Raw genomic sequence first — 19,528 nt, forward strand, 5'->3', positions numbered from 1 at the left:
CGTTAGTTATAAATGAGTCATAAGCAATGGAACAACAACAAATAAATATAGATCCAAATCTACTAAATGAATTGTCGAAGTCTATTAAGAGTGAAAAAGATTTAGCTATTCTCAGCAAGCAACTATTAAAAATCACGGTAGAACGTGCTATGGATGCAGAATTAGAGGATCATCTTGGCTATGAAAAGCATGCTATAGAAGGCAGGAACACGGGAAATAGCCGTAATGGTTACTCTCCTAAGCGATTAAAGGGTGATTTTGGCGAAATGGAAATTAATACGCCACGTGACCGAAACAGCACGTTCGATCCTCAAATCATTCGCAAAGGGCAAACTCGCTTCACTGAATTTGATGAACAAATTTTGGCTCTTTATGCTAGAGGGATGACTACCAGAGATATTTCAGATACATTCAAAGAGCTGTATGGTACAGAGGTATCACACAGTTTAATTTCGAAAGTAACTGAATCTGTTATTGAGGAGATTACTGTTTGGCAGAATCGTCCATTAGAAACAGTATATCCCATATTGTATTTAGATTGTATCGTTATCAAGTGTCATCAAGATAAACGCGTAATCAACAAATCAATTTATTTGGCATTAGCCATTAATTGTCAAGGGCAAAAAGAATTACTTGGTTTGTGGATAGCAGAAACCGAAGGTGCAAAATTTTGGCTCTCAGTATTAACTGAGTTAAATAATCGTGGCATTAAGGATATTTTTATTGCTTGTGTTGATGGATTAACCGGATTTCCAGATGCTATTAATACAGTATTTCCAAAAACCAAAATTCAGTTATGCATTGTTCATCTTATTCGTAATTCGTTACGTTATGTACCCTATAAGGACATGAAGTCCGTCGCATCGGATCTTAAAGTTATTTATCGCGCTATTTCTCTTGAGCAAGCGGAAGAAGCACTTCTTATTTTTAGTGAAAAATGGGATAAAAAATATCCAGCTATTAGTCGTTCATGGCATAAAAATTGGAGCAACATTATAACTATTTTTGACTATCCTGATGAAATACGAAAAATTATTTATACGACCAATGCCATTGAATCACTCAATAGCGTTATTAGAAAATCTATCAATAACCGTAAAATTTTTCCTAATGACCAATCTGCATTAAAAGTAGTATATTTAGCCATACAGAAGGCATCACAAAAGTGGACTATGTCTTTACATGATTGGAGAGCGGCTCTGAATCGATTCGCTATCGAATTTGAGGGAAGATTCTCCTAAAAAACGGCACTTACACAAAATAATTTACAGGCTCGAGCTAATGAAAATGGGGGTTCTTTTAACTTATGAATGGCGTGGACCAGCTAAATTTATCTTTACAGATTTAAATGTAATTAAGCCATCTATGATTCAAGAGGCTACTATAAATGCAAAAAAAGCGGCTCAGCAACTGGCCACTGACTCAGATGTGCGCTTAGGGCTTTTACGTAAAGCCTCTCAAGGTTCTTTTTCTATAGAAGACACCCATCTACCTACTAAAAAAAAGGTTCGTGTAGTGACTCAAATGGAATACGCTATTCAATAAACATACCTATTCAGATTACTTATTTGGTAAGAATAGATTTAGATACCATTTTTTAATTGATTTTAATAGATTAACTATGAATGGTCTTGATATTTTACTTATTATCCCACTGACTTGGGGGCTCTATAATGGGCTTAAAAAAGGATTTATGGTAGAACTCATTTCTTCTGCACTATTGCTATTTGGTTTTATAAAAGGCGTAGCCTTGTTTTATGCATTGCTGCCCATTATAGAAGCGCAACTACCTACTTTAGCTCCTTTCCTTCCCATTTCTTTAGCGATTCTAATGCTTTTTATAGGAGGCGTAGTGATTTACTTGCTCACGAAATTGATTAAAGGCATACTTGCAATTAGCCTTTTGGGCATATTCGATAACCTGCTAGGGGGGGTATTCGGATTATGCAAAGTCTCATTTTTTATTAGTTTGTTGATTTACTTCTATAGCTGTTTAGACCTTTCTTCCTTGCCCAGTATACATACAGATAATAGTTTGTTATTCCCGCTATTAAAGCCTATTGTTCCAAAGGTTTTGCAAACTTTTACATCTATACATCACCTTGATCCATGTAAACAATGGTATAAATGGCCATGTTAAAGAACAAACAAGCAAAAAGCGCCAATGTAATTTCAACCATAGTTGTAGACTTTGAATATCCTTATTCTATAAACAAAAAAAATAATTTACACAGTTAAAGAGAAAGAGCCTTTAAAGGCAAGACCTGACACACTAGACTTAACTGACAAATTTGAGCTCTAATTTTTACTGCTTGTAAGATTAAATCTTGACTAATACATATTTGGTTTAAGATATCGATCCATACTCTATAGCTTATGCTACTATGTTGATCATCTTTCTGTGGATAATTATTACCTTTTTAACTGTTTTTCCAGAAAGCCATTTTTGAATTATTGTATCTATTAATACTTCTTTTTCTATTGTTGCGTCCGGTGTATTGCAGTCAAAAATAATTTTAGTACGTATTTTTCCATTAATGGCAACAGGATATGCATAATTAGTTTCTACTAAATAAGCTTCATCCCAATCTGGAAAGGAAACTGTTCTAATACTACTCCCTTTTCCAATGCTTTCCCATAACTCGGCGGCAATATAAGGAGCAAAAGGCTCTAAAAGTAAAATAAATTTTTCTACGATAGATTTTTCTACTTTGCTGTGTGCTGACAGTTTATTTAAACAAATCATTAAACTACTTACAGCTGTATTGAATGAGCACTTTTGAATGGCTTCAGTTACTTTTTGAATAGTTTGATGCATGGTTTTAGTTATTTCCTTAGAATTGCTACACTCAGTGGTAGTCCAACTATCTTGTGCATAGTGTACAAAACGCCATACTTTATGGAGAAAGCGACTACATCCTTCTATGCCAGCTAAATCCCATGGTTTTGATTCTTCTAATGGTCCCAAAAACATCAAATAGAGTCGTAAAGCATCTGCTCCATATTGGGCAATAACAGTGTCTTGGTTGACTACATTGTGTTTAGATTTGGACATTTTTTCTATCTTACTACCGCATATATATTTACCGTCTTCCAAAATGAAAGTAGCATCTGCAAACTCAGGACGCCATTTTTTTAATGCTTCAATGTCCAAAATATGCTTGTGTACAAACTTTATAGGGACATGGATAGCAACTACATCATAGGACGCCTTTAAATGAAAGCTTACAAATTCATTTTTATCTTTTATCCTATAAGCCAATGCAGAAAAGTTCAGGATCATGCCCTGATGAAATAATTTATGGAATGGCTCCTTCATACGAATATATCCCAAATCATGGAGTACTTTGGTCCAGAAACGTGCATAAAGCAGATGACCTGTTGCATGCTCTGCGCCACCTATATAGAAATCTACAGGGTTCCAATATTCCTCTTCTCTTTTGCTTACAAAAGCATTTGCATTATGGGCATCCATATAACGCAAGAAATACCAACTAGACCCTGCCCATCCTGGCATGGTTGTTAGCTCTAAGGGATATCCTTCTGGTGTAGTCCAGTTTAAAGCATTGCTTAATGGTGGTTCTCCAGACTTATTAGGCTGATAACTACTTACTTCTGGTAAAACCAGCGGTAATTGATCTTCCGAAAGTGCATAAGGCAATCCATCTTCCTTGTAATATATTGGGAAAGGCTCTCCCCAGTAGCGTTGTCTACTAAAAATAGGGTCACGGACTTTATAGTTGATCTTATATTTTCCTATTTTTTTTCTTACAAGTTCCTGGATAATATTTGCAAAAGCCATTGGAACAGATAGCCCATTTAAGAAACTAGAGTTAATCAATGTACCCTCTGTTGCTTCATATCGTCCATCTTCTAGTGGTTTATCGCTTTTTATGACAGATAGGGATGGCAACTTAAAAGATTGTGCAAAGAGATAATCTCGGCTGTTATGTGCAGGAACACCCATTACGGCACCAGTTCCATAGCTAGGTAGTACATAATCTGCTACCCATATAGGGAGTTTGGCTCCTGTGAATGGATGAATTGCATAAGCATCTAGAAATATCCCAGTTAAAAAGATGGATTCTGCTAGTCGGTTTCGATCGGGTTGGTTTCTAGCTTTATGGATATAATCGATAAGTATAGTATCTCCTGTTGTATCGGCTATAAAGTTTACAAAAGGATGTTCAGGTGCTAATACAATAAAACAGGCTCCAAAAATGGTTTCAGGTCGTGTAGTAAACACTTTAATGATTTGATCAGATTTTCCTTGTACACTAAGTACACTAAAAATAATTTCTGCCCCTTCAGAACGACCAATCCAATTGCGTTGCATTTCTTTAGTAGAAAGAGGCCAATCTAAATTGGTTAAATCTTCTAGTAGTCGTTCTGCATAAGCAGTTATTCGTAAACTCCATTGTTTCATTTTCTTTCTGGTAACGGGGTAGCTTCCTATTTCAGAAAACCCATTTTTTACCTCTTCATTGGCTAGAACGGTCCCTAATGCCTCACACCAATTTACCATGCTATACCTTAAGTAAGCCAACCGATAGTGCAATAGTTTTGCTTGTTGTTCTGATGCTGTAAAAGAATTCCACTCTTGAGCTGAAAAAAGAGGTGTATCTTCATCACAAACAGCCTCTACTGTATGATTACCATTGTTTATAAAAGCTTGTATCAAGGTTTCTATAGGCTCAGCTTTTTGTGTCCTATTATTATACCAGGAGTTGAATAGTTGTAAAAATATCCACTGTGTCCATTTATAATAAGTTGGTTCACTCGTATTTATTTGTCTATCCCAATCAAAATATAAACCTATTTGCTGGAACTGTTTTTTATATTTGTTTACATTTTTTTCTGTAGTAATGGCAGGATGTTGCCCTGTTTGAATCGCATATTGCTCAGCAGGAAGACCAAAGGCATCAAATCCCATGGGATTCATAACATGATACCCCTTATGTCTATAGTAACGAGCTATGATATCTGAAGCTACATAACCCGTATGATGCCCAACATGGAGTCCAGATCCTGAAGGATAAGGAAACATGTTTAAGATATAATACTTACGTGCATATTGGAGAGGCTCATGTGGTATGGTTTCTAGTTGCTTTTTCCATATACTTCTCCACTTTTCTTCTATTAAGGTAAAATTATAAGCTCGCATAGTTAGCTTTGTGTTAGCACAATTAAATTATTTAGACTTCTTTTGAAACATATATTTAATTAATCCTAGATGGTAAATACCAACAATCAAATTGAATTATAAACCAAAATGGCCAATGACATCAACTTAATAAATGTATCGTAGTAAACTAAGGACTTTTCAATAGAAGAAAAAATTCTTTTAATATAAAGAAACAAGAATTTATTTAATTGTTACAAGCAAGTCTTTAAGGATATATAAAACTAATATTTTATTGCCATAATAAAGCACAAAAACATCTAGATTTCTAGGAGAAAGCCGTTGCAATAGAAAATTGCAACGGCTTCGTCATGCATAAAAACAAATTACTGTTAGGCCGAAATAGGACCAACACACGCTAGTAACGCTTCCTATTTGAACAGTTTTTTCGTTAATTTTCATACCATACTTCTTGCATTTTTTCTACCTAGCGATTTCTTCTGATTCTACGAGGTAAATATTCCCTTTTATTGACAAAGGTTGTGCAACGATCCTATATTTCATAATTCTATGAAATGTTGTAGGAATTTATTAGCTTAAAGTGTGTAATCCTTACGTTAGCTTTAGATTCAGGCAACAAAGTATAATAGCTCATTTTCTGAATATAAAAAATGAAAAGATACATTTTTAGAATCCTTCCACAAAGCTTTTATCTGTCAACTAGAAATTTGGCTGATCTATTGTACTAAATATATCTAGAGATAGGTTAGTACGCACATTCCGCACCATCTTTTTATTTTAATTTAACTTAATTTTAGGTAACTTAACATTAGATCATTTATGGTTGCTTCCCAGTGTAATAGATAAAATTGGTCTAGTCCCAAAAATACATGCGCGGCTTCCAGTTTCGGGAAATAAAGGCGCTAAGTTGACCATGAGAAAACGAGTAGCTGGAATGATATTCAATGGCTTAGGCTTTATGGATATCGCCTCTATATGTTTCCAGACGCACACAGGGCCGTGGAATCCAGAAAAGATCGCTACATATCGATTAAACTTTTCAGTCTTATTTGGCCTGATGAGACAGAAACTGCAGCAAGTAATTATAGGGCGTTGCTCAGCTAAAAAGTTTCAAAACTATTCCATAGAGCGTGTATACGCGCTAAAGTAAAGGATATGACCCGGAGGACTATATAGTCGAGATAAGGTCGATAAGCCTAAAAGACATCAGGTATTTATAAGAGTCTGTTAATAAATGTATCCCTTAAGCCTCCACCATATGCGTGAATAGATAAGGACGGTAAAGCTAAGTATGTGATTTAGCAGCCCTTTTCCGCTCATTGGGATCTAATATCGCTTTGCGCAAACGAATCGATTTTGGTGTAACCTCTACGCGTTCATCATCTTTTATATAGGTAATGGCTTCTTCTAATGTCATCACCACAGGTGGGCTTAACCGAATGGACTCATCTGAACTTGATGCACGCATATTTGTAAGCTGTTTTCCTTTTAGTAGGTTGACTTCTAAATCATTATCTCTATTGTGTTCTCCTACAATCATCCCACCATAAACCTTTTCACCTGCACCAATAAACATCTTACCTCGATCCGCTAAATTAAAAAGTGCATATGCTACTGCATCGCCCATACCCATAGCAATCAGCACCCCATTGCGCCGTCCTGCAATAACCCCACGGTAGGCGCTATAACTATGAAAAGTTCTATTCATAACACCAGTACCCCGCGTTTCAGTCAGAAAGGTGCCGTAATAACCAATTAAACCACGTGATGGCCCAACAAAAATGATACGTGTTTTGCCTCCTCCCATTGGACGTAAGTCCCTCATTTCTGCTTTACGCAAACTCATAGATTCAATAACAGCTCCTGAAAATGCATCCTCTAATTCTATTTGAATCTCTTCTAATGGCTCTAACTTTTCACCATTAGGCCCTAGTTTAATTAATACACGCGGCCTGCCAATGGAAAGTTCAAACCCCTCTCTTCGCATCGTTTCTATTAAAACACCCAGCTGTAATTCACCACGTCCAGCTACTTCAAAAGAATCCTTATTGGGACTTTCTGTTACTTGAATAGATACATTTGATTCCAATTCGCGCATGAGTCTATCCCGTATGGCATTAAAGGTAACCTTACTGCCTTCCGTTCCAGCTAATGGAGAATCATTAACTGAAAAATTAATGGCTAATGTAGGTGGATCTATAGGAAGGGCAGGTAGGGCTTTCATGACGGTAGGCGCACAAATGGTATCGGCTACATTGGCGCGTTGCATCCCTGCAATAGCAACAATATCTCCAGCATATGCTGTTTCAATCGGTAGATGGTCCATGCCCCGAAAAGCCATAATTTTTGTGACCTTACCATTTTCTACTACCGCATCGTCTTTATTCAGTGCCTTAATCGCTTGTTGTACTTTTAAGCTGCCTGTAAAGATACGCCCTGTTAACATGCGACCTAGATAAGGATCATACTCCCTTGCCGTTATAAGCATGGAAAAGTCACTATTTAAATCAACGGTCGGAGGAGGTACATGATCTAGAATGAGGTCAAATAAAGGAGATAGATCTTTTCGCTCTCCATCTAAGGTTCTACTGGCCCAACCTGATCTTCCAGAAGCATAGGCAATGGGAAAGTTAAATTGCGCCTCTGTAGCTTCAAGTGCCATAAAAAGTTCTAAGATCTCATCTTCAACTTCCGCTACGCGCGCATCAGAACGGTCAATTTTATTGACTACTACAATAGGACGCAAGCCCAGCTTTAATGCTTTACTTAAAACGAATTTGGTTTGAGGCATTGTGCCTTCTGCTGCATCCACCAATAAGACCACACCATCGACCATACTTAAAATGCGCTCTACCTCACCGCCAAAGTCGGCGTGACCCGGTGTATCTACAATATTGATGCGGGTATCTTTCCAAACCAAAGAGGTACACTTGGCCAAAATCGTAATGCCACGCTCCCGCTCTAAATCATTGGAATCCATAACCCGTTCAGCTACTTCTTGATGGGCTCTAAATGTTCCACTTTGTTTTAATAGATTATCTAATAAAGTCGTTTTTCCGTGGTCTACGTGTGCTATAATCGCAATATTACGTAATGGTTGCATAAAATCTTTTATATTTAATGAGCCCTTAGGCTACCCGCATTTTAAAATAACCCTAATTGAAAAAATTGAGGTATATGTATATATGTTGCTTTATATGCTTACAAGAAGTACATAGGGGCAAACATACAGACTAAGTTTTTACAAAGATAAAGAGAAGATAACCACTTATCTATAGAGAAAGATGGTTGCTTACATTTTATAAATAAGGCATCAAAGCAATCCCTCATCAGAAAAGCTAAAATATTTTCTATCCGTAAATATAATATGATCCAGAACCGATACATCAAGCAACTTCCCAGCTTTTGTAATAGACTTGGTTAATTCAATATCAGTAGTACTTGGAGTCGTATTTCCAGAAGGATGGTTGTGCGCTAATATAATGGAAACAGCCTGATGGTCTAGTACCAATCTAAATAGAAACTTAGCATCTACAATGGTTCTACTCGTACCCCCACTACTGATTTTTATTTTCTTGATTAGATAATTTGCCCTATTGAGTAACAAAACCCAAAACTCCTCTATAGATTTATCGGTCAAATCTGGCTGTAACAGCCTATAAGCTTTCAAAGAACTATTAACGAGTTCTTTTTTATGATCAGGTTCATAAGCCCGCCTACGGGTCAACTCCATAGCACAAACAATAGCAACTGCTTTTGCTTCTCCTATACCTTTAAATCGCTGCAATTCCTGTACAGAACGCTTGGCCAGCTCTTGAAGGCTATGGCCATTGGCTTTTAAGATATGTTGTGCCAATACTACAACGCTTGTATCCCGGGTGCCAGAACCTATAAGAACAGCCAAAAGCTCCGCATCCGTTAAACTAGAGGCTCCTTGCCGTAGTAGTTTTTCTCTTGGCCGATCTTCTGGCGCCCAATCTTGTATTCTTAGCGGAACTGTTGCATATATCTCCTGTACCATATCATTGAAGCCATCTAAGCCACAGCTATAGCTAACCTATTTACATACTTAGCAAGCTTCGCTTTGCTATTGGCACTTTTGTTTTTGTGCACTATATTTTTTGCTGCAAGCTTATCCAACATAGAAAAAACCTTAGGCAATAACTGCTCTGCAGCAGCTTTATCGGTAAGCTTACCAACCTTTTTCATAAAGGTTCTACATGTTTTTAGCTGATAACGATTGCGAAGATATTTTGTACGGTTCGATCTTATTCGTTTTTCAGCTGATTTATGATTTGCCATATTTGAAAATAATTGAATTAAACATTAAATGCAATTTAATTGGATGCAAGATACTACTTTTTTATATATCATTCAATCATTTGATTACCATGATAGGCCCAACCGAAGTGCTGGTATTTCTCGAGCACGCGCGCTAATACCCACAAACAAAGATTCTGTAAGCATATATTGTAGATGCACAGAAAAACTACCCCTACTTTTGAATACGTTTGATAACGTATCTTCATTGGAGGTTTGTGAGGTTTGTATGGCAAGTTTTTTTGAATCGGTAATTTCACATCCCAGTTGGAACTGCAACAAATAATACCCATAACGTAACTCATAGCCGATCCATGGTATCACCTCTACACCTCCTGCTGAGAGCATATTGGCGAATAAAGCTTTTTTATACCAGTTATACCCTAACTCCATAGCGCATAGTAGGGCATTATGCGCGTTAATAGTATAACTGAACAACGAAACGCCTCTAAAAATGAGATAGTATTTTTGAACCGACGGTAGCCTCCTACCGCTACAAGCTATACTACAGTCTATTCTACTGCTTTTTAGTTTTCTAGAATGAATCGGATTGTGGCGTAACTTTAACAAGGAGGCTGTATGGGCTATATATCGTATGCCTATGGTAGCCATAGGAGCAAATCTTAATCTAACAAACTGATTTTCTGCATCATTTAATGTTTGTTGAGTAGTATCAAGCTGATCATTGGCTTTATTGGCCTCCGGTCTACTCTGCTTATTTTTAGTCCACCCATTTACCAATAGCCCGATGCCAAGGTTACATTGCCAAGAAGGCGCACACAACCAGTGATAGATGATTTCTTTTGTAGCTAAAAAACTATAGCCTGGTGGATGCTGTGCTTGTACCAATGTACCGCCCTTGATGGCACCTATACTGATTCTATTGCCCCATGTAGATAGGCCAGGGTTAGACTGATATAATTCGATATAAGCTAAAATACCCCATATGTTTGGGAATCTAAGTTGTGGCGTTTTTTGCAACGCAAAAGGCACTAAAATGGAGAGCCCAATGCGTGGATAAGTATCCAGCTGACGGGCCAAACAGGGATGCACATATAAAATATCGAAGTCAAGCATACTTGGCATGACTACTACTGACTTTTCATTACTTTTAGCTACGGTCCATCCAGACCGCAATTGCATAGAACGAGGGTAGGGATACCACCTCGTATTGATTTTTGAAGGAGTGGACGATGTCGCTATATTCACATTAAATTGCTCAGCAGCTTTTGTTACAGCAGGAAGCAGCCAGATGATAGGCAAAAAAAAGAGCAATATATAATGATATAAATGCGTTCGGTTCAAAGTATATGAAATTAAAAATGAATACAACCTGATGTAAATGGAGCATAGCGCCTAGCATTGGGGTAATATATTAACATTTTTTTGTTCAGAAAATGAAAAAACATCTTTTCGGATATACTACAACAATTTATTTGTTCGCCTTTTGCCATCTTCCCTTAGAGGCTTGGTCTTGGGGGTTCTTTGCACACAAACAGATTAACCGGTATGCGATTACTACCCTACCACCAGATATGTTTGCCTTTTATAAGGCACACCTTACCTTCTTAACAGAAAAATCTGTAAATCCAGATAAGCGTAGATATGTCATCAAAGATGAAGCATCAAAACACTTTATAGATCTTGAAATCTATCGCTCTAGCCTACCAAACCTCCAAAAGCTTCTGTTTAACCAAGTTATAGAACTATATGGTGATAAAATGGTAGAAACACATGGTAAACTCCCTTGGGCCATACTAAATGTGCAAAAACAATTAACAGAAGCTTTTAAAGGTAAAGATACAGCTAAAATTCTAAAATGCTCAGCAGACTTAGGCCATTATATTGGCGATGCACATGTTCCTTTACATACTACACAAAACTACAATGGACAAATGACGGGTCAGGAAGGCATCCATGCTTTATGGGAGACAAGATTGCCTATTTTATTTTTCGACACATATAATCTTTTTGTAGGCCAGGCTGTTTATATCGAGCATCTATTAAGTCATACTTGGAATATTGTACTACAATCTCACGCCTTAGTTGATAAAATATTGGATTTAGAAAAGCAGCTTTCCGAAAAATATCCAGCAAAATATAGTTTTGAGCAAAAGGGTAGCCTACTAAAAAAAGAATATTCTACTGCATTTTCTACTGCTTACCACAAAGCCCTACAAGGGCAGGTTGAAGCACGCTTAAAGCAGTCGATTATAGAAGTAGGCAATTTTTGGTTCACTGCTTGGGTCAACGCAGGTGCACCTAGCTTAAATGATTTGCATACCCATCTAGCTGTTCAAGATGAAGAAGAGCTGCTGCAAGGAGGCACCATTTTAGAAGGGGTTAGAACGTGTGGAGATTGATCTATACGTTTTCTAATTTTATAAATGATTTTGCTTAGAATTATATTTATTTTTTTGTACCATAGGCGAATAAGTACAAAATACTTCTTGGCGCTATTTAGCCCCAATGCATTAAATATCAAAATAGCATTCCAGTCCCTCCCGACATCCACTAAACGTAAAGCCCTGGCGGCAACATTATTCTTGCTTGTTACCCTTCCAACTACAACTTGGTGCACTTACAGTTACTTTCAAAATCAGTCAATCGCGCCTACTAGTAGTAATGTAACCAATGTGGGCTCAAGCCTGCAAGCTGATCCATTTGAAAATCCCACAGAATCCTCATTGAATAATCATACGACCATAAAGAACCCAAAAAACTTGGCTAATGAAAAACGAGGGAATAATGTGTCATTAATAAAAGATCCTATGGTCTTAAGGGAAGGATTTCCTTAACCAAGGCATCCTGCTTGTTTAATATCCTTTACCATAAGCTGCAAAGATTTATTACCTAAATAATAGTTATACCCTATGGTATAGGCTATAGAAAATGGTTCTCCAGTAGAAACGAGTGGTAGATAGCCCCCTAAACCAAACCCTATAGCCTCATAGGAGGCAGTACAATCTACTTGGTAGAGTTCCATTTTCAGATGCTTCCCTTTTATCAAATAAAATTTACGGGCATATACGTTTTCACTAGCAAATACGGGCGTAGCATTTCCTGGGCCAAAAGGCGCCATTTGCATTAAAATGTTTACAAATTTCTGGGTAATGGCCTGAAAGGAAATAAAGGCATGGATGATTTGCTGAGGGATTAATAAATGATCGGTTATGGTTTCTGATACAACTTCTTCAAATCTTTTCTGAAACTTAGGCATATGGGCTAGTGGCATCGTAAGGCCTGCAGCAAAAGCATGGCCACCATATTGGTGCAAAAGCGGACTACAAGCAGAAATCGCTTCATAGATATTATAGCCAGGTATGGAACGCGCAGAACCAGTAGCCTTACCATCAGAAAAGGTTAAAATGATAGTAGGTCTGTAACACTGTTCAATACAACGGGAAGCTACAATACCAATAATGCCTTTATGCCAATCTGGATTAAAAAGCACATTGCTTTTGCTTTGACAAGGTCTGCTTTCTATCATTGATAAGGCTTCTTGGGTAATGGTACGGTCAAGCGATTGGCGCAAGAGGTTCTGTTGGTCAATAGACTGCGCAAAATCATAGGCTTTCGCTAGATCTTCTTCTACAAGCAACTGAACCGCCAAAGCGGCATGGCTCATGCGCCCAGCAGCATTAATCCGAGGGCCTATTTTAAAAACAATATCAGAAATAGTAATTTTAGCAGGAAAAAGGCCTAATTCCATTAATGCCTGTAGCCCTGGACGAGGCTTGGTTTCCAACTGTTTAATGCCATAAAAAGTTAGAATCCTGTTTTCATCTACCAATGGTACAATATCGCAAGCAGTACTAACGGCTACAAGGTCTAAATAGGCATAAAGCAACTCAGCTTTTAATCCATATTGCTTACAAAAAGCTTGTAATAGCTTAAAACCTATGCCACAACCTGATAGCTCTTTAAAGGGATAGGAACAAGTTGGTTGCTTTGGATCTAAAATAGCATAAGCTGGGGGCAAGATATCTCCTACTTCATGGTGGTCACAAACCACGACGTCTATACCAAGTTCAACTGCCCGGGCAATGGTTGCATAAGCTTTTATGCCACAGTCTAAAGTAATAATTAGCTTAACACCCTCTTGATAGGCTTTTTCTATCGCCTGCATAGAAACGCCATACCCCTCAACCATGCGGTCTGGCACATAATAGCTTACGGCTGTATCCGGTAAGGATCGAAGAAAAGCATAGACCATCGCCACCGCTGTAGTGCCATCTACATCATAGTCACCATAAATGAGTATTTTTTCTTTTTTGCTTAGTGCTTGGTGGAGCCGGGTTACCGCTTGCTCCATTCCCTGCATTAAAAAGGGATCATACAACTGGGATAAGCAAGGACGAAAAAAATGCTTAGCGGCTTCAAAGGTTTCTATTGCCCTATGCACCAAAATAGCTGAAAGAGCAGAAGGGGTACCCAATACCTCTTCTAACCCTGCTACCTTATCAGATGGCTTAAAAGACTGAATTACCCAACGTTTATGCATAAGCGGAATGGCACCAATTAGAAAAGCCCTGACAAACGGCTGGATTCTTTAATAGCTAAACCACTGGCATGCGCCGAGTTTGGATATTTTTCTAGAATCTCTTGGTAGCAATTGTAGGCATTTTTATATTGCTCATTTGCCTCATGCGCACTACGCGCTTCATCTTTCGCATCTGCCTCAAAAGCAATAGCTGCTTTAACCAAATAACCAGGCGTATATACATTATTTGGTTTATAACGAGCGGCTTTCATATAATGGACAGCTGCTTGTCTATATTTTTTTTGTTCGCTATAGGCATCACCCATCACACACCAAGCACGGGCTTGCAGGATAAAATCTTTAGCCTTAAACTTACTTAAAAAGGCGCATGCTTGCTCATACTCTTTTTGGTGCATATAGGCAATTCCTGTATACAAACAGGCTAGATTGGCTGTTACCGTATAAGGATATTGTTGAATGACTTCCAAAAAGCCTTTATGGATACCATCTCCTTTGAGTGCCTTATCAAAGTCACCAGCTTCAAAATGATAGATGGCTTGAAACACATCATCCTGTGCCTTTAAGTCTTTAACCCCTCTTAGATAGAAGCAGAACCAAGCAAAGAGTGCTGCAAACAAGGTGACACAAAAACCAATGATATACCACTTCCGCTTGCCACGCTTTGGAGGGACTACTACTTCTTGTTCCTTATGGTTTTCTGGCAGGTTTCTAGGAATACTGTTTATGTCTATTATTTTCATACAATTTAATACTGAAGAAATGGATAATCCATCTGCTTATAGACATAATCATAAACAGTAGCTGGATCTGGAAAAGAGGCGCGCTCTGCAAAGGCAACTGCCTCGGCAATCTGATCCTTGACTTTGCAGTCAATGGCTTGGCATGCTGCCTCATCGGTAACTTTCTTTTTTAACATCAATGCTTTAAGCTTAAAAATAGGGTCCTGCGCTTTATAGGCTTCAACCTCTTCTTTCGTACGATAAGCAGCAGGATCAGACATGGAGTGGCCTTTATACCGGTAGGTTACAAACTCTAATAAACTGGGTATGCCGGCTCTAGCTTTTACAGCCGCTTTTTCTACAGCACGGTGGACGGCTTCTACACACAACCCATCTAACCGCTCTGCATCCATACCATAACTGCTCCCCAATCGATAAAGTTCTGTAACATTAGAACTCCGCTCTACTGAGGTACCCATAGCATACCCATTGTTTTCAATTACAAAAATAATGGGCAACCTATAGAGCATCGCTAAATTGAAAGCTTCATGGGTAGCACCCTGGCGTACTGCACCATCGCCCATAAAGGTAATACAGAGGTTACCTGTTTTTTTATATTGCTCAGCAAAAGCGATACCGACCCCTAAAGGTACTTGCCCACCCACAATGCCATGACCACCTAAAAAATGATGGGCCTTATCAAACATATGCATGGACCCTCCATATCCTTTAGAAATACCAGTGGCTTTACCATACAGCTCCGCCATTACATGGTTGGGACTAGTGCCCAATGCAATAGGGTGGGCATGGTCACGGTAAGCGGTAATGTGTTTATCTCCTTGCCGCAGGGCCGTAACCACACCAGCTATACAAGCCTCTTGCCCTGTATATAGGTGGCAAAACCCTCGAATTTTCTGTTGCCCATAGAGTTGGGCTGCCTTATCTTCGAATTTACGTATCAGCAACATCATCTCATACCACTTCAGATAAAAAGATGAAAGATCTGCTGCACCAATAGACGACACAGGAGGCTCGGTTTTAGCTATAATTGGGGAAACCATGGTTATACTGAGTTGCTTATCATTGCATATATTTTTGTCCCTTAGGCAGGTATATTTTAACTTACCCCACCTGAAATTTTAGAAGGATGCCTCCTATCACCAAACAAAGTTACCCAAGTAGGCACAAAAAATCAAAAAAACGACCCGCTAAAGCACTACCAATCAGTTTAAGGTTATCGCTGAAGCCAATGTAGTAGACACTCTTTGGATATTTATGATCGCTAATAGGCGAAATTTGGAAGAAATTTCCTAAATTAATCCATTTATATCTATCTTTTTAAGATCTTGGTAAAAAATGTATAAAACAGTTCCATTGGATGGAATCATTTTAACCTTGGTCAAATCTAAACAAGCCTATGGAAGATGATTTAAAAAAAATATTAAAAGGTTACAAGGCATTTAGAAATAAATATGTCCATTCTGATGCATCTATTATGTACCATCTACACCGTAATGGACAACAACCTAAGGTTATGGTGATTGCCTGTTGTGATGCTAGAGTAGACCCGGCTTTAATATTGCAATGTGATCCGGGAGATTTATTTGTGGTGCGTAACGTGGCCAATATTGTACCTCCTTATGAAAAGGATACAAGACATCATGGTACAAGTGCTGCTTTAGAATTTGGCATTTGCTTACTGAATATAGCCCATTTAATTGTGTTGGGCCATAGTCAATGTGGAGGCATTAAAGCCTTATTAGAAGGGGAAAGGTTACAACAGGATGATTTTATTACCAATTGGGTTGCTTTAATCAAACAGCCTGATTGTGAAAAATATCAAGTAGATGATTATGCTAAATTGTCCTTAGAACAATCGCATCAAAATTGTATGACTTTTCCCTGGATTAAAGAAAAAACAGAGGCAGGTGCGCTAACTATTCATTTATGGTTTTTTGATATTCAAAGAGGCCAGGTTTATACCTATTCTAATGCAAAAAAAAGATATGAAGCGCTACTGGATTAGCGCTATTGCAACGGCCTCATAAATAACGTGATATGTATTTTTTATTTTTTAGAAGTGCTATAAGTGCTTGGTGCGCTTTTTGTCTTCCAATTTCAATAGATTTTTTTAGATCATCTAAACTGCTATTACGGTTATTTACCATATAAATCGATTAGGATTAATTTGAGTTGATCATCGACCTGTTGTCCATCCTTATTAGAAGATATTCCCTGTTGGGTAATTTCTATGTTTGCTGACCTGTTTACTTGTGCGCTTGCAGACACTGTACTAGGGGACATAATTTTATCTTGTATCACACAAGAAATGTTGTTTTTTAAGTCATCAGTCAGGGTATCTGCATACGTTTTTGCATCACTTAGCTCACCTATTTTTAGGTCAGAAAGGGCAGTACTATGCTTATTGCTAGAACAAGAAGAAGCCTGAAATAACTGCAATAAAAATACTAGTAATTTTAACTCGTCTACGCATAACTAAATAGACTGGGTGCATATAATTGATAATTAATAAACCAAAAGATTTAAACGAAGCAATTTAGGAGGCATATTCGCTAAATAAATACCCATTTTTGCCCTAAAAAGATTGAATACCCATAGCTTCTCGCACCATTTTTATCGTTTCTTTGGCCAATTGAGCTGCTTTTACGGTACCCTGATGGAGTATTTCTTTTACCATTTTAGCATCTAAGCTATCTCTTTTTGCTCTGATTGGTGCCAATAAAAGCTGCAAACGATCGTTCAACATATTTTTAATCACTACATCGCCTAATCCCCCACGCCTATAGTGGGCTTTTAAATCAGCAAGAATCTCTAGATCAGGATGAAAGGCATCCAAATAGGCAAATACCACATTGCCTTCTACACGACCAGGGTCACTCGCCTTAATATGGTCTGGATCTGTATACATTTGAAAAACTTTTTGTTTGATTACCTCTGGTGGATCAGCCAGTGCAATCGCATTGCCCAGTGATTTGCTTGACTTAGACTTACCATCTATGCCAACCAACCTGGCTGTTTTACTTAAAACAGCCTTACATTCTTTTAAGGTTTCGGTATGGTAGAGCCTATTAAAACGTCTAACGATTTCATTGGTTTGTTCAATCATGGGCAATTGATCCTCCCCAACAGGTACCAACTCTGCTTGAAATAGGGTAATGTCTGCCGCTTGGCTAACCGGATAACAGAAAAAACCTGCAGGAATGGCTTCATTGTATCCTTTTTGCTGCATTTCATATTTGATAGTAGGGTTTCTTCTTAACCTACCCAAGGTAACAAGGTTGAGATAATAAACCGTTAACTCTGCAATTTCTGGTATCTGAGACTGAATTAAGATAGTGGTTTGCTCAGGATCAATCCCAACGCTTAAGTAATCCTTAGCAATTTCAATAATATTCTGGGAAACTTTTTCTGGATGGGCAAAATGATCCGTTAATGCTTGTAAATCTGCCACTAGGATATATTGGTCATAGCTGCTTTGTAGCTTGATCCTGTTTTGCAAAGAGCCAACATAATGACCCAAATGGAGCTGTCCAGTGGGTCTATCACCGGTTAAAATTTTTTTTTTCATATTGCTGTAGCCTTAATAAGGCCTATCTTTTCTTAGCCCTACACAAAGCATATAGCACATATAGCCAAATGCTAAGAAAAAGGCCTTCAACATGCATAGCTGCTATACATACCGCGCATAGGACTATTAAAAGGTAACGAGACCTATTGGCTTGAAAAGAAAAGCCTTGAAATTTAAAAGCCAAAAATGGAATATTGGAAACCAACAGATAGGAAAGCAGCATAGTGAACAAAGGCAACACCATGGGTTGCGTTAACCCACTAACCAAGTCCGGATAGAGGGCACGCTTAAAAATTATAGGCAATGTCGCTACTATGATAGCGCTAGCCGGTGTAGGCAAGCCTATAAATTGATCTACTTGTTTGGCATCCACATTAAACCTAGCCAATCTAAGCGCAGAAAAGACAACGATGCACAAAGCTACATAAGGGCGATAAGGGCAGCTTTCATAAGCTTGAATCAACCTATAAAGAATCGCCCCAGGCAACATACCAAAAGTAATCAAATCTGCTAATGCATCTAATTGCTTGCCCAAAAGAGACTGCGCACGCAGCACTTTTGCTGCAAAACCATCTAAAAAATCAAAGCAAACACCTATAAAGATCGTATAACTGGCATATACCAAATGGCCATTTAGGGCCAATACAATACCTATCGCACCACTGATTAGGTTTAAAATAGACAAACCATTCGGAATATGTTTTTTCATATGTTAATTGCATGTAAATAGCGCAGCACACAATGGCTGCCAGCAGGATCTTACAGCCATTCTACCGCTAAAAGTAGCAATATAACGGATTTATGCGCGATATTAAAATCATAAGACCTGCTCTGCAGGTATAGATTCAATGGCATTGTAAAGGAAAGTTGAATGGCATGGAAGCCATCGGGCATTCAGTATAGTAAATCATCCATTCAATATTTGGCAAATACCCTATTATACCCTAAATTAGGTTGGTTAATTTCAGTTGAAATTAAAGTATAAAGCAGCTAAAGTTTCTGCGCATGTGGTGAAATTGGTATACACGCCATCTTGAGGGGGTGGTGCTTTCGGGCATGGGGGTTCGAGTCCCCCCGTGCGCACGTAAAGGCTGTATGGTATAGATTAAAATAAGGCTAAAACATTAAAAGATTTAATGTGGGTTTTATACAAAAGCATTTTCGGGTGGCTAGCTCAGATGGCCTAGAGCATTCCGTTGACATCGGAAAGGTCGTTGGTTCGAATCCAATGCCGCCCACACCATATTATAAAA

General features: G+C 38.2%; 17 protein-coding genes, 2 tRNA genes and 2 pseudogenes. 10 read left to right on the top strand and 11 right to left on the bottom strand.

The window, feature by feature from the left end:
• The first annotated feature begins 26 nt into the window (after positions 1 to 26).
• From ACOALF_RS01250 to ACOALF_RS01260, 3 genes are all read left to right on the top strand, one after another.
• Complete coding sequence (locus ACOALF_RS01250) at positions 27 to 1,241, top strand: IS256 family transposase (protein ID WP_419241131.1); 1,215 nt, start codon at positions 27 to 29, stop codon at positions 1,239 to 1,241.
• 40 nt (positions 1,242 to 1,281) lie between these two features.
• Positions 1,282 to 1,545 (top strand): hypothetical protein, encoded by a 264-nt coding sequence (locus ACOALF_RS01255; RefSeq protein ID WP_419241644.1) that lies wholly within the window; start codon positions 1,282 to 1,284, stop codon positions 1,543 to 1,545.
• 76 nt (positions 1,546 to 1,621) lie between these two features.
• On the top strand, positions 1,622 to 2,140 hold the full coding sequence (locus ACOALF_RS01260; RefSeq protein ID WP_419241645.1) for a CvpA family protein: 519 nt from the start codon (positions 1,622 to 1,624) through the stop codon (positions 2,138 to 2,140).
• 234 nt (positions 2,141 to 2,374) lie between these two features.
• Here ACOALF_RS01260 and leuS read toward each other — a convergent pair whose 3' ends face one another.
• On the bottom strand, positions 2,375 to 5,164 hold the full coding sequence (leuS, locus tag ACOALF_RS01265) for a leucine--tRNA ligase (protein ID WP_419241646.1): 2,790 nt from the start codon (positions 5,162 to 5,164) through the stop codon (positions 2,375 to 2,377).
• Between the two features lie 769 nt (positions 5,165 to 5,933).
• On the opposite strand from leuS, the pseudogene ACOALF_RS01270 reads away from it, so the two are divergent.
• Positions 5,934 to 6,130, top strand: a pseudogene (locus ACOALF_RS01270) (DUF4277 domain-containing protein); the annotation flags it as partial.
• 7 nt (positions 6,131 to 6,137) lie between these two features.
• Positions 6,138 to 6,374: pseudogene (locus ACOALF_RS01275) on the top strand (IS4 family transposase); the annotation flags it as partial.
• Between the two features lie 54 nt (positions 6,375 to 6,428).
• Here ACOALF_RS01275 and typA read toward each other — a convergent pair.
• The 4 genes from typA to ACOALF_RS01295 form a co-directional block, all read right to left on the bottom strand.
• Positions 6,429 to 8,246, bottom strand: coding sequence for a translational GTPase TypA (typA, locus tag ACOALF_RS01280; RefSeq protein ID WP_419241647.1), 1,818 nt, complete (start codon positions 8,244 to 8,246; stop codon positions 6,429 to 6,431).
• Between the two features lie 210 nt (positions 8,247 to 8,456).
• Positions 8,457 to 9,164, bottom strand: coding sequence for a RadC family protein (gene radC, locus ACOALF_RS01285; RefSeq protein ID WP_419241648.1), 708 nt, complete (start codon positions 9,162 to 9,164; stop codon positions 8,457 to 8,459).
• Positions 9,165 to 9,178: 14 nt separating this feature from the next.
• Entirely contained in the window at positions 9,179 to 9,445 is a 267-nt protein-coding gene (gene rpsT / locus ACOALF_RS01290; protein WP_419241649.1) for a 30S ribosomal protein S20, read from the bottom strand.
• Between the two features lie 84 nt (positions 9,446 to 9,529).
• Positions 9,530 to 10,768 carry a hypothetical protein gene (locus ACOALF_RS01295; RefSeq protein ID WP_419241650.1) on the bottom strand — a complete coding sequence of 413 codons (1,239 nt, stop codon included), beginning with the start codon at positions 10,766 to 10,768 and terminating at the stop codon, positions 9,530 to 9,532.
• 92 nt (positions 10,769 to 10,860) lie between these two features.
• On the opposite strand from ACOALF_RS01295, the gene ACOALF_RS01300 reads away from it, so the two are divergent.
• On the top strand, positions 10,861 to 11,826 hold the full coding sequence (locus ACOALF_RS01300; protein WP_419241651.1) for a zinc dependent phospholipase C family protein: 966 nt from the start codon (positions 10,861 to 10,863) through the stop codon (positions 11,824 to 11,826).
• An 87-nt stretch (positions 11,827 to 11,913) separates the two neighbouring features.
• Positions 11,914 to 12,261 (top strand): hypothetical protein, encoded by a 348-nt coding sequence (locus tag ACOALF_RS01305; protein WP_419241652.1) that lies wholly within the window; start codon positions 11,914 to 11,916, stop codon positions 12,259 to 12,261.
• Here ACOALF_RS01305 and recJ read toward each other — a convergent pair.
• From recJ to pdhA, 3 genes are read right to left on the bottom strand one after another with little or no spacing between them, the layout of a single operon-like run.
• Positions 12,258 to 13,967, bottom strand: coding sequence for a single-stranded-DNA-specific exonuclease RecJ (recJ, locus tag ACOALF_RS01310; RefSeq protein WP_419241653.1), 1,710 nt, complete (start codon positions 13,965 to 13,967; stop codon positions 12,258 to 12,260). The two genes, ACOALF_RS01305 and recJ, sit on opposite strands and share 4 nt — an antisense overlap.
• Positions 13,968 to 13,984: 17 nt before the next feature.
• Complete coding sequence (locus tag ACOALF_RS01315) at positions 13,985 to 14,707, bottom strand: tetratricopeptide repeat protein (protein WP_419241654.1); 723 nt, start codon at positions 14,705 to 14,707, stop codon at positions 13,985 to 13,987.
• Between the two features lie 5 nt (positions 14,708 to 14,712).
• The gene (gene pdhA, locus ACOALF_RS01320) at positions 14,713 to 15,747 is read right to left on the bottom strand and encodes a pyruvate dehydrogenase (acetyl-transferring) E1 component subunit alpha (RefSeq protein WP_419241655.1); all 1,035 of its coding nucleotides are present in this window, start codon (positions 15,745 to 15,747) and stop codon (positions 14,713 to 14,715) included.
• Positions 15,748 to 16,103: 356 nt separating this feature from the next.
• Here pdhA and ACOALF_RS01325 point away from each other — a divergent pair, with 356 nt between their 5' ends.
• A complete protein-coding gene (locus ACOALF_RS01325) occupies positions 16,104 to 16,712 on the top strand; it encodes a carbonic anhydrase (RefSeq protein ID WP_419241656.1) in 609 nt (202 codons plus the stop codon).
• A 131-nt stretch (positions 16,713 to 16,843) separates the two neighbouring features.
• Here ACOALF_RS01325 and ACOALF_RS01330 read toward each other — a convergent pair whose 3' ends face one another.
• The 3 genes from ACOALF_RS01330 to pssA all read right to left on the bottom strand — a co-directional run bounded on the left by ACOALF_RS01330 (position 16,844) and on the right by pssA (position 18,984).
• The gene (locus ACOALF_RS01330; RefSeq protein ID WP_419241657.1) at positions 16,844 to 17,146 is read right to left on the bottom strand and encodes a hypothetical protein; all 303 of its coding nucleotides are present in this window, start codon (positions 17,144 to 17,146) and stop codon (positions 16,844 to 16,846) included.
• A 136-nt stretch (positions 17,147 to 17,282) separates the two neighbouring features.
• Positions 17,283 to 18,275 (bottom strand): tryptophan--tRNA ligase, encoded by a 993-nt coding sequence (gene trpS / locus ACOALF_RS01335; protein ID WP_419241658.1) that lies wholly within the window; start codon positions 18,273 to 18,275, stop codon positions 17,283 to 17,285.
• A 22-nt stretch (positions 18,276 to 18,297) separates the two neighbouring features.
• A complete protein-coding gene (pssA, locus tag ACOALF_RS01340; protein WP_419241659.1) occupies positions 18,298 to 18,984 on the bottom strand; it encodes a CDP-diacylglycerol--serine O-phosphatidyltransferase in 687 nt (228 codons plus the stop codon).
• Between the two features lie 292 nt (positions 18,985 to 19,276).
• Between pssA and ACOALF_RS01345 the strand changes: the two genes are divergently transcribed.
• Together ACOALF_RS01345 and ACOALF_RS01350 are read left to right on the top strand one after the other, a co-directional pair.
• Positions 19,277 to 19,358 (top strand) — tRNA-Leu (locus tag ACOALF_RS01345).
• A gap of 80 nt (positions 19,359 to 19,438) precedes the next feature.
• Positions 19,439 to 19,513 (top strand) — tRNA-Val (locus tag ACOALF_RS01350).
• Positions 19,514 to 19,528 lie beyond the last annotated feature (15 nt).

It is taken from the genome of Cardinium endosymbiont of Nabis limbatus (genome assembly GCF_965196625.1).
Classification (GTDB): Bacteria; Bacteroidota; Bacteroidia; order Cytophagales; family Amoebophilaceae; genus Cardinium.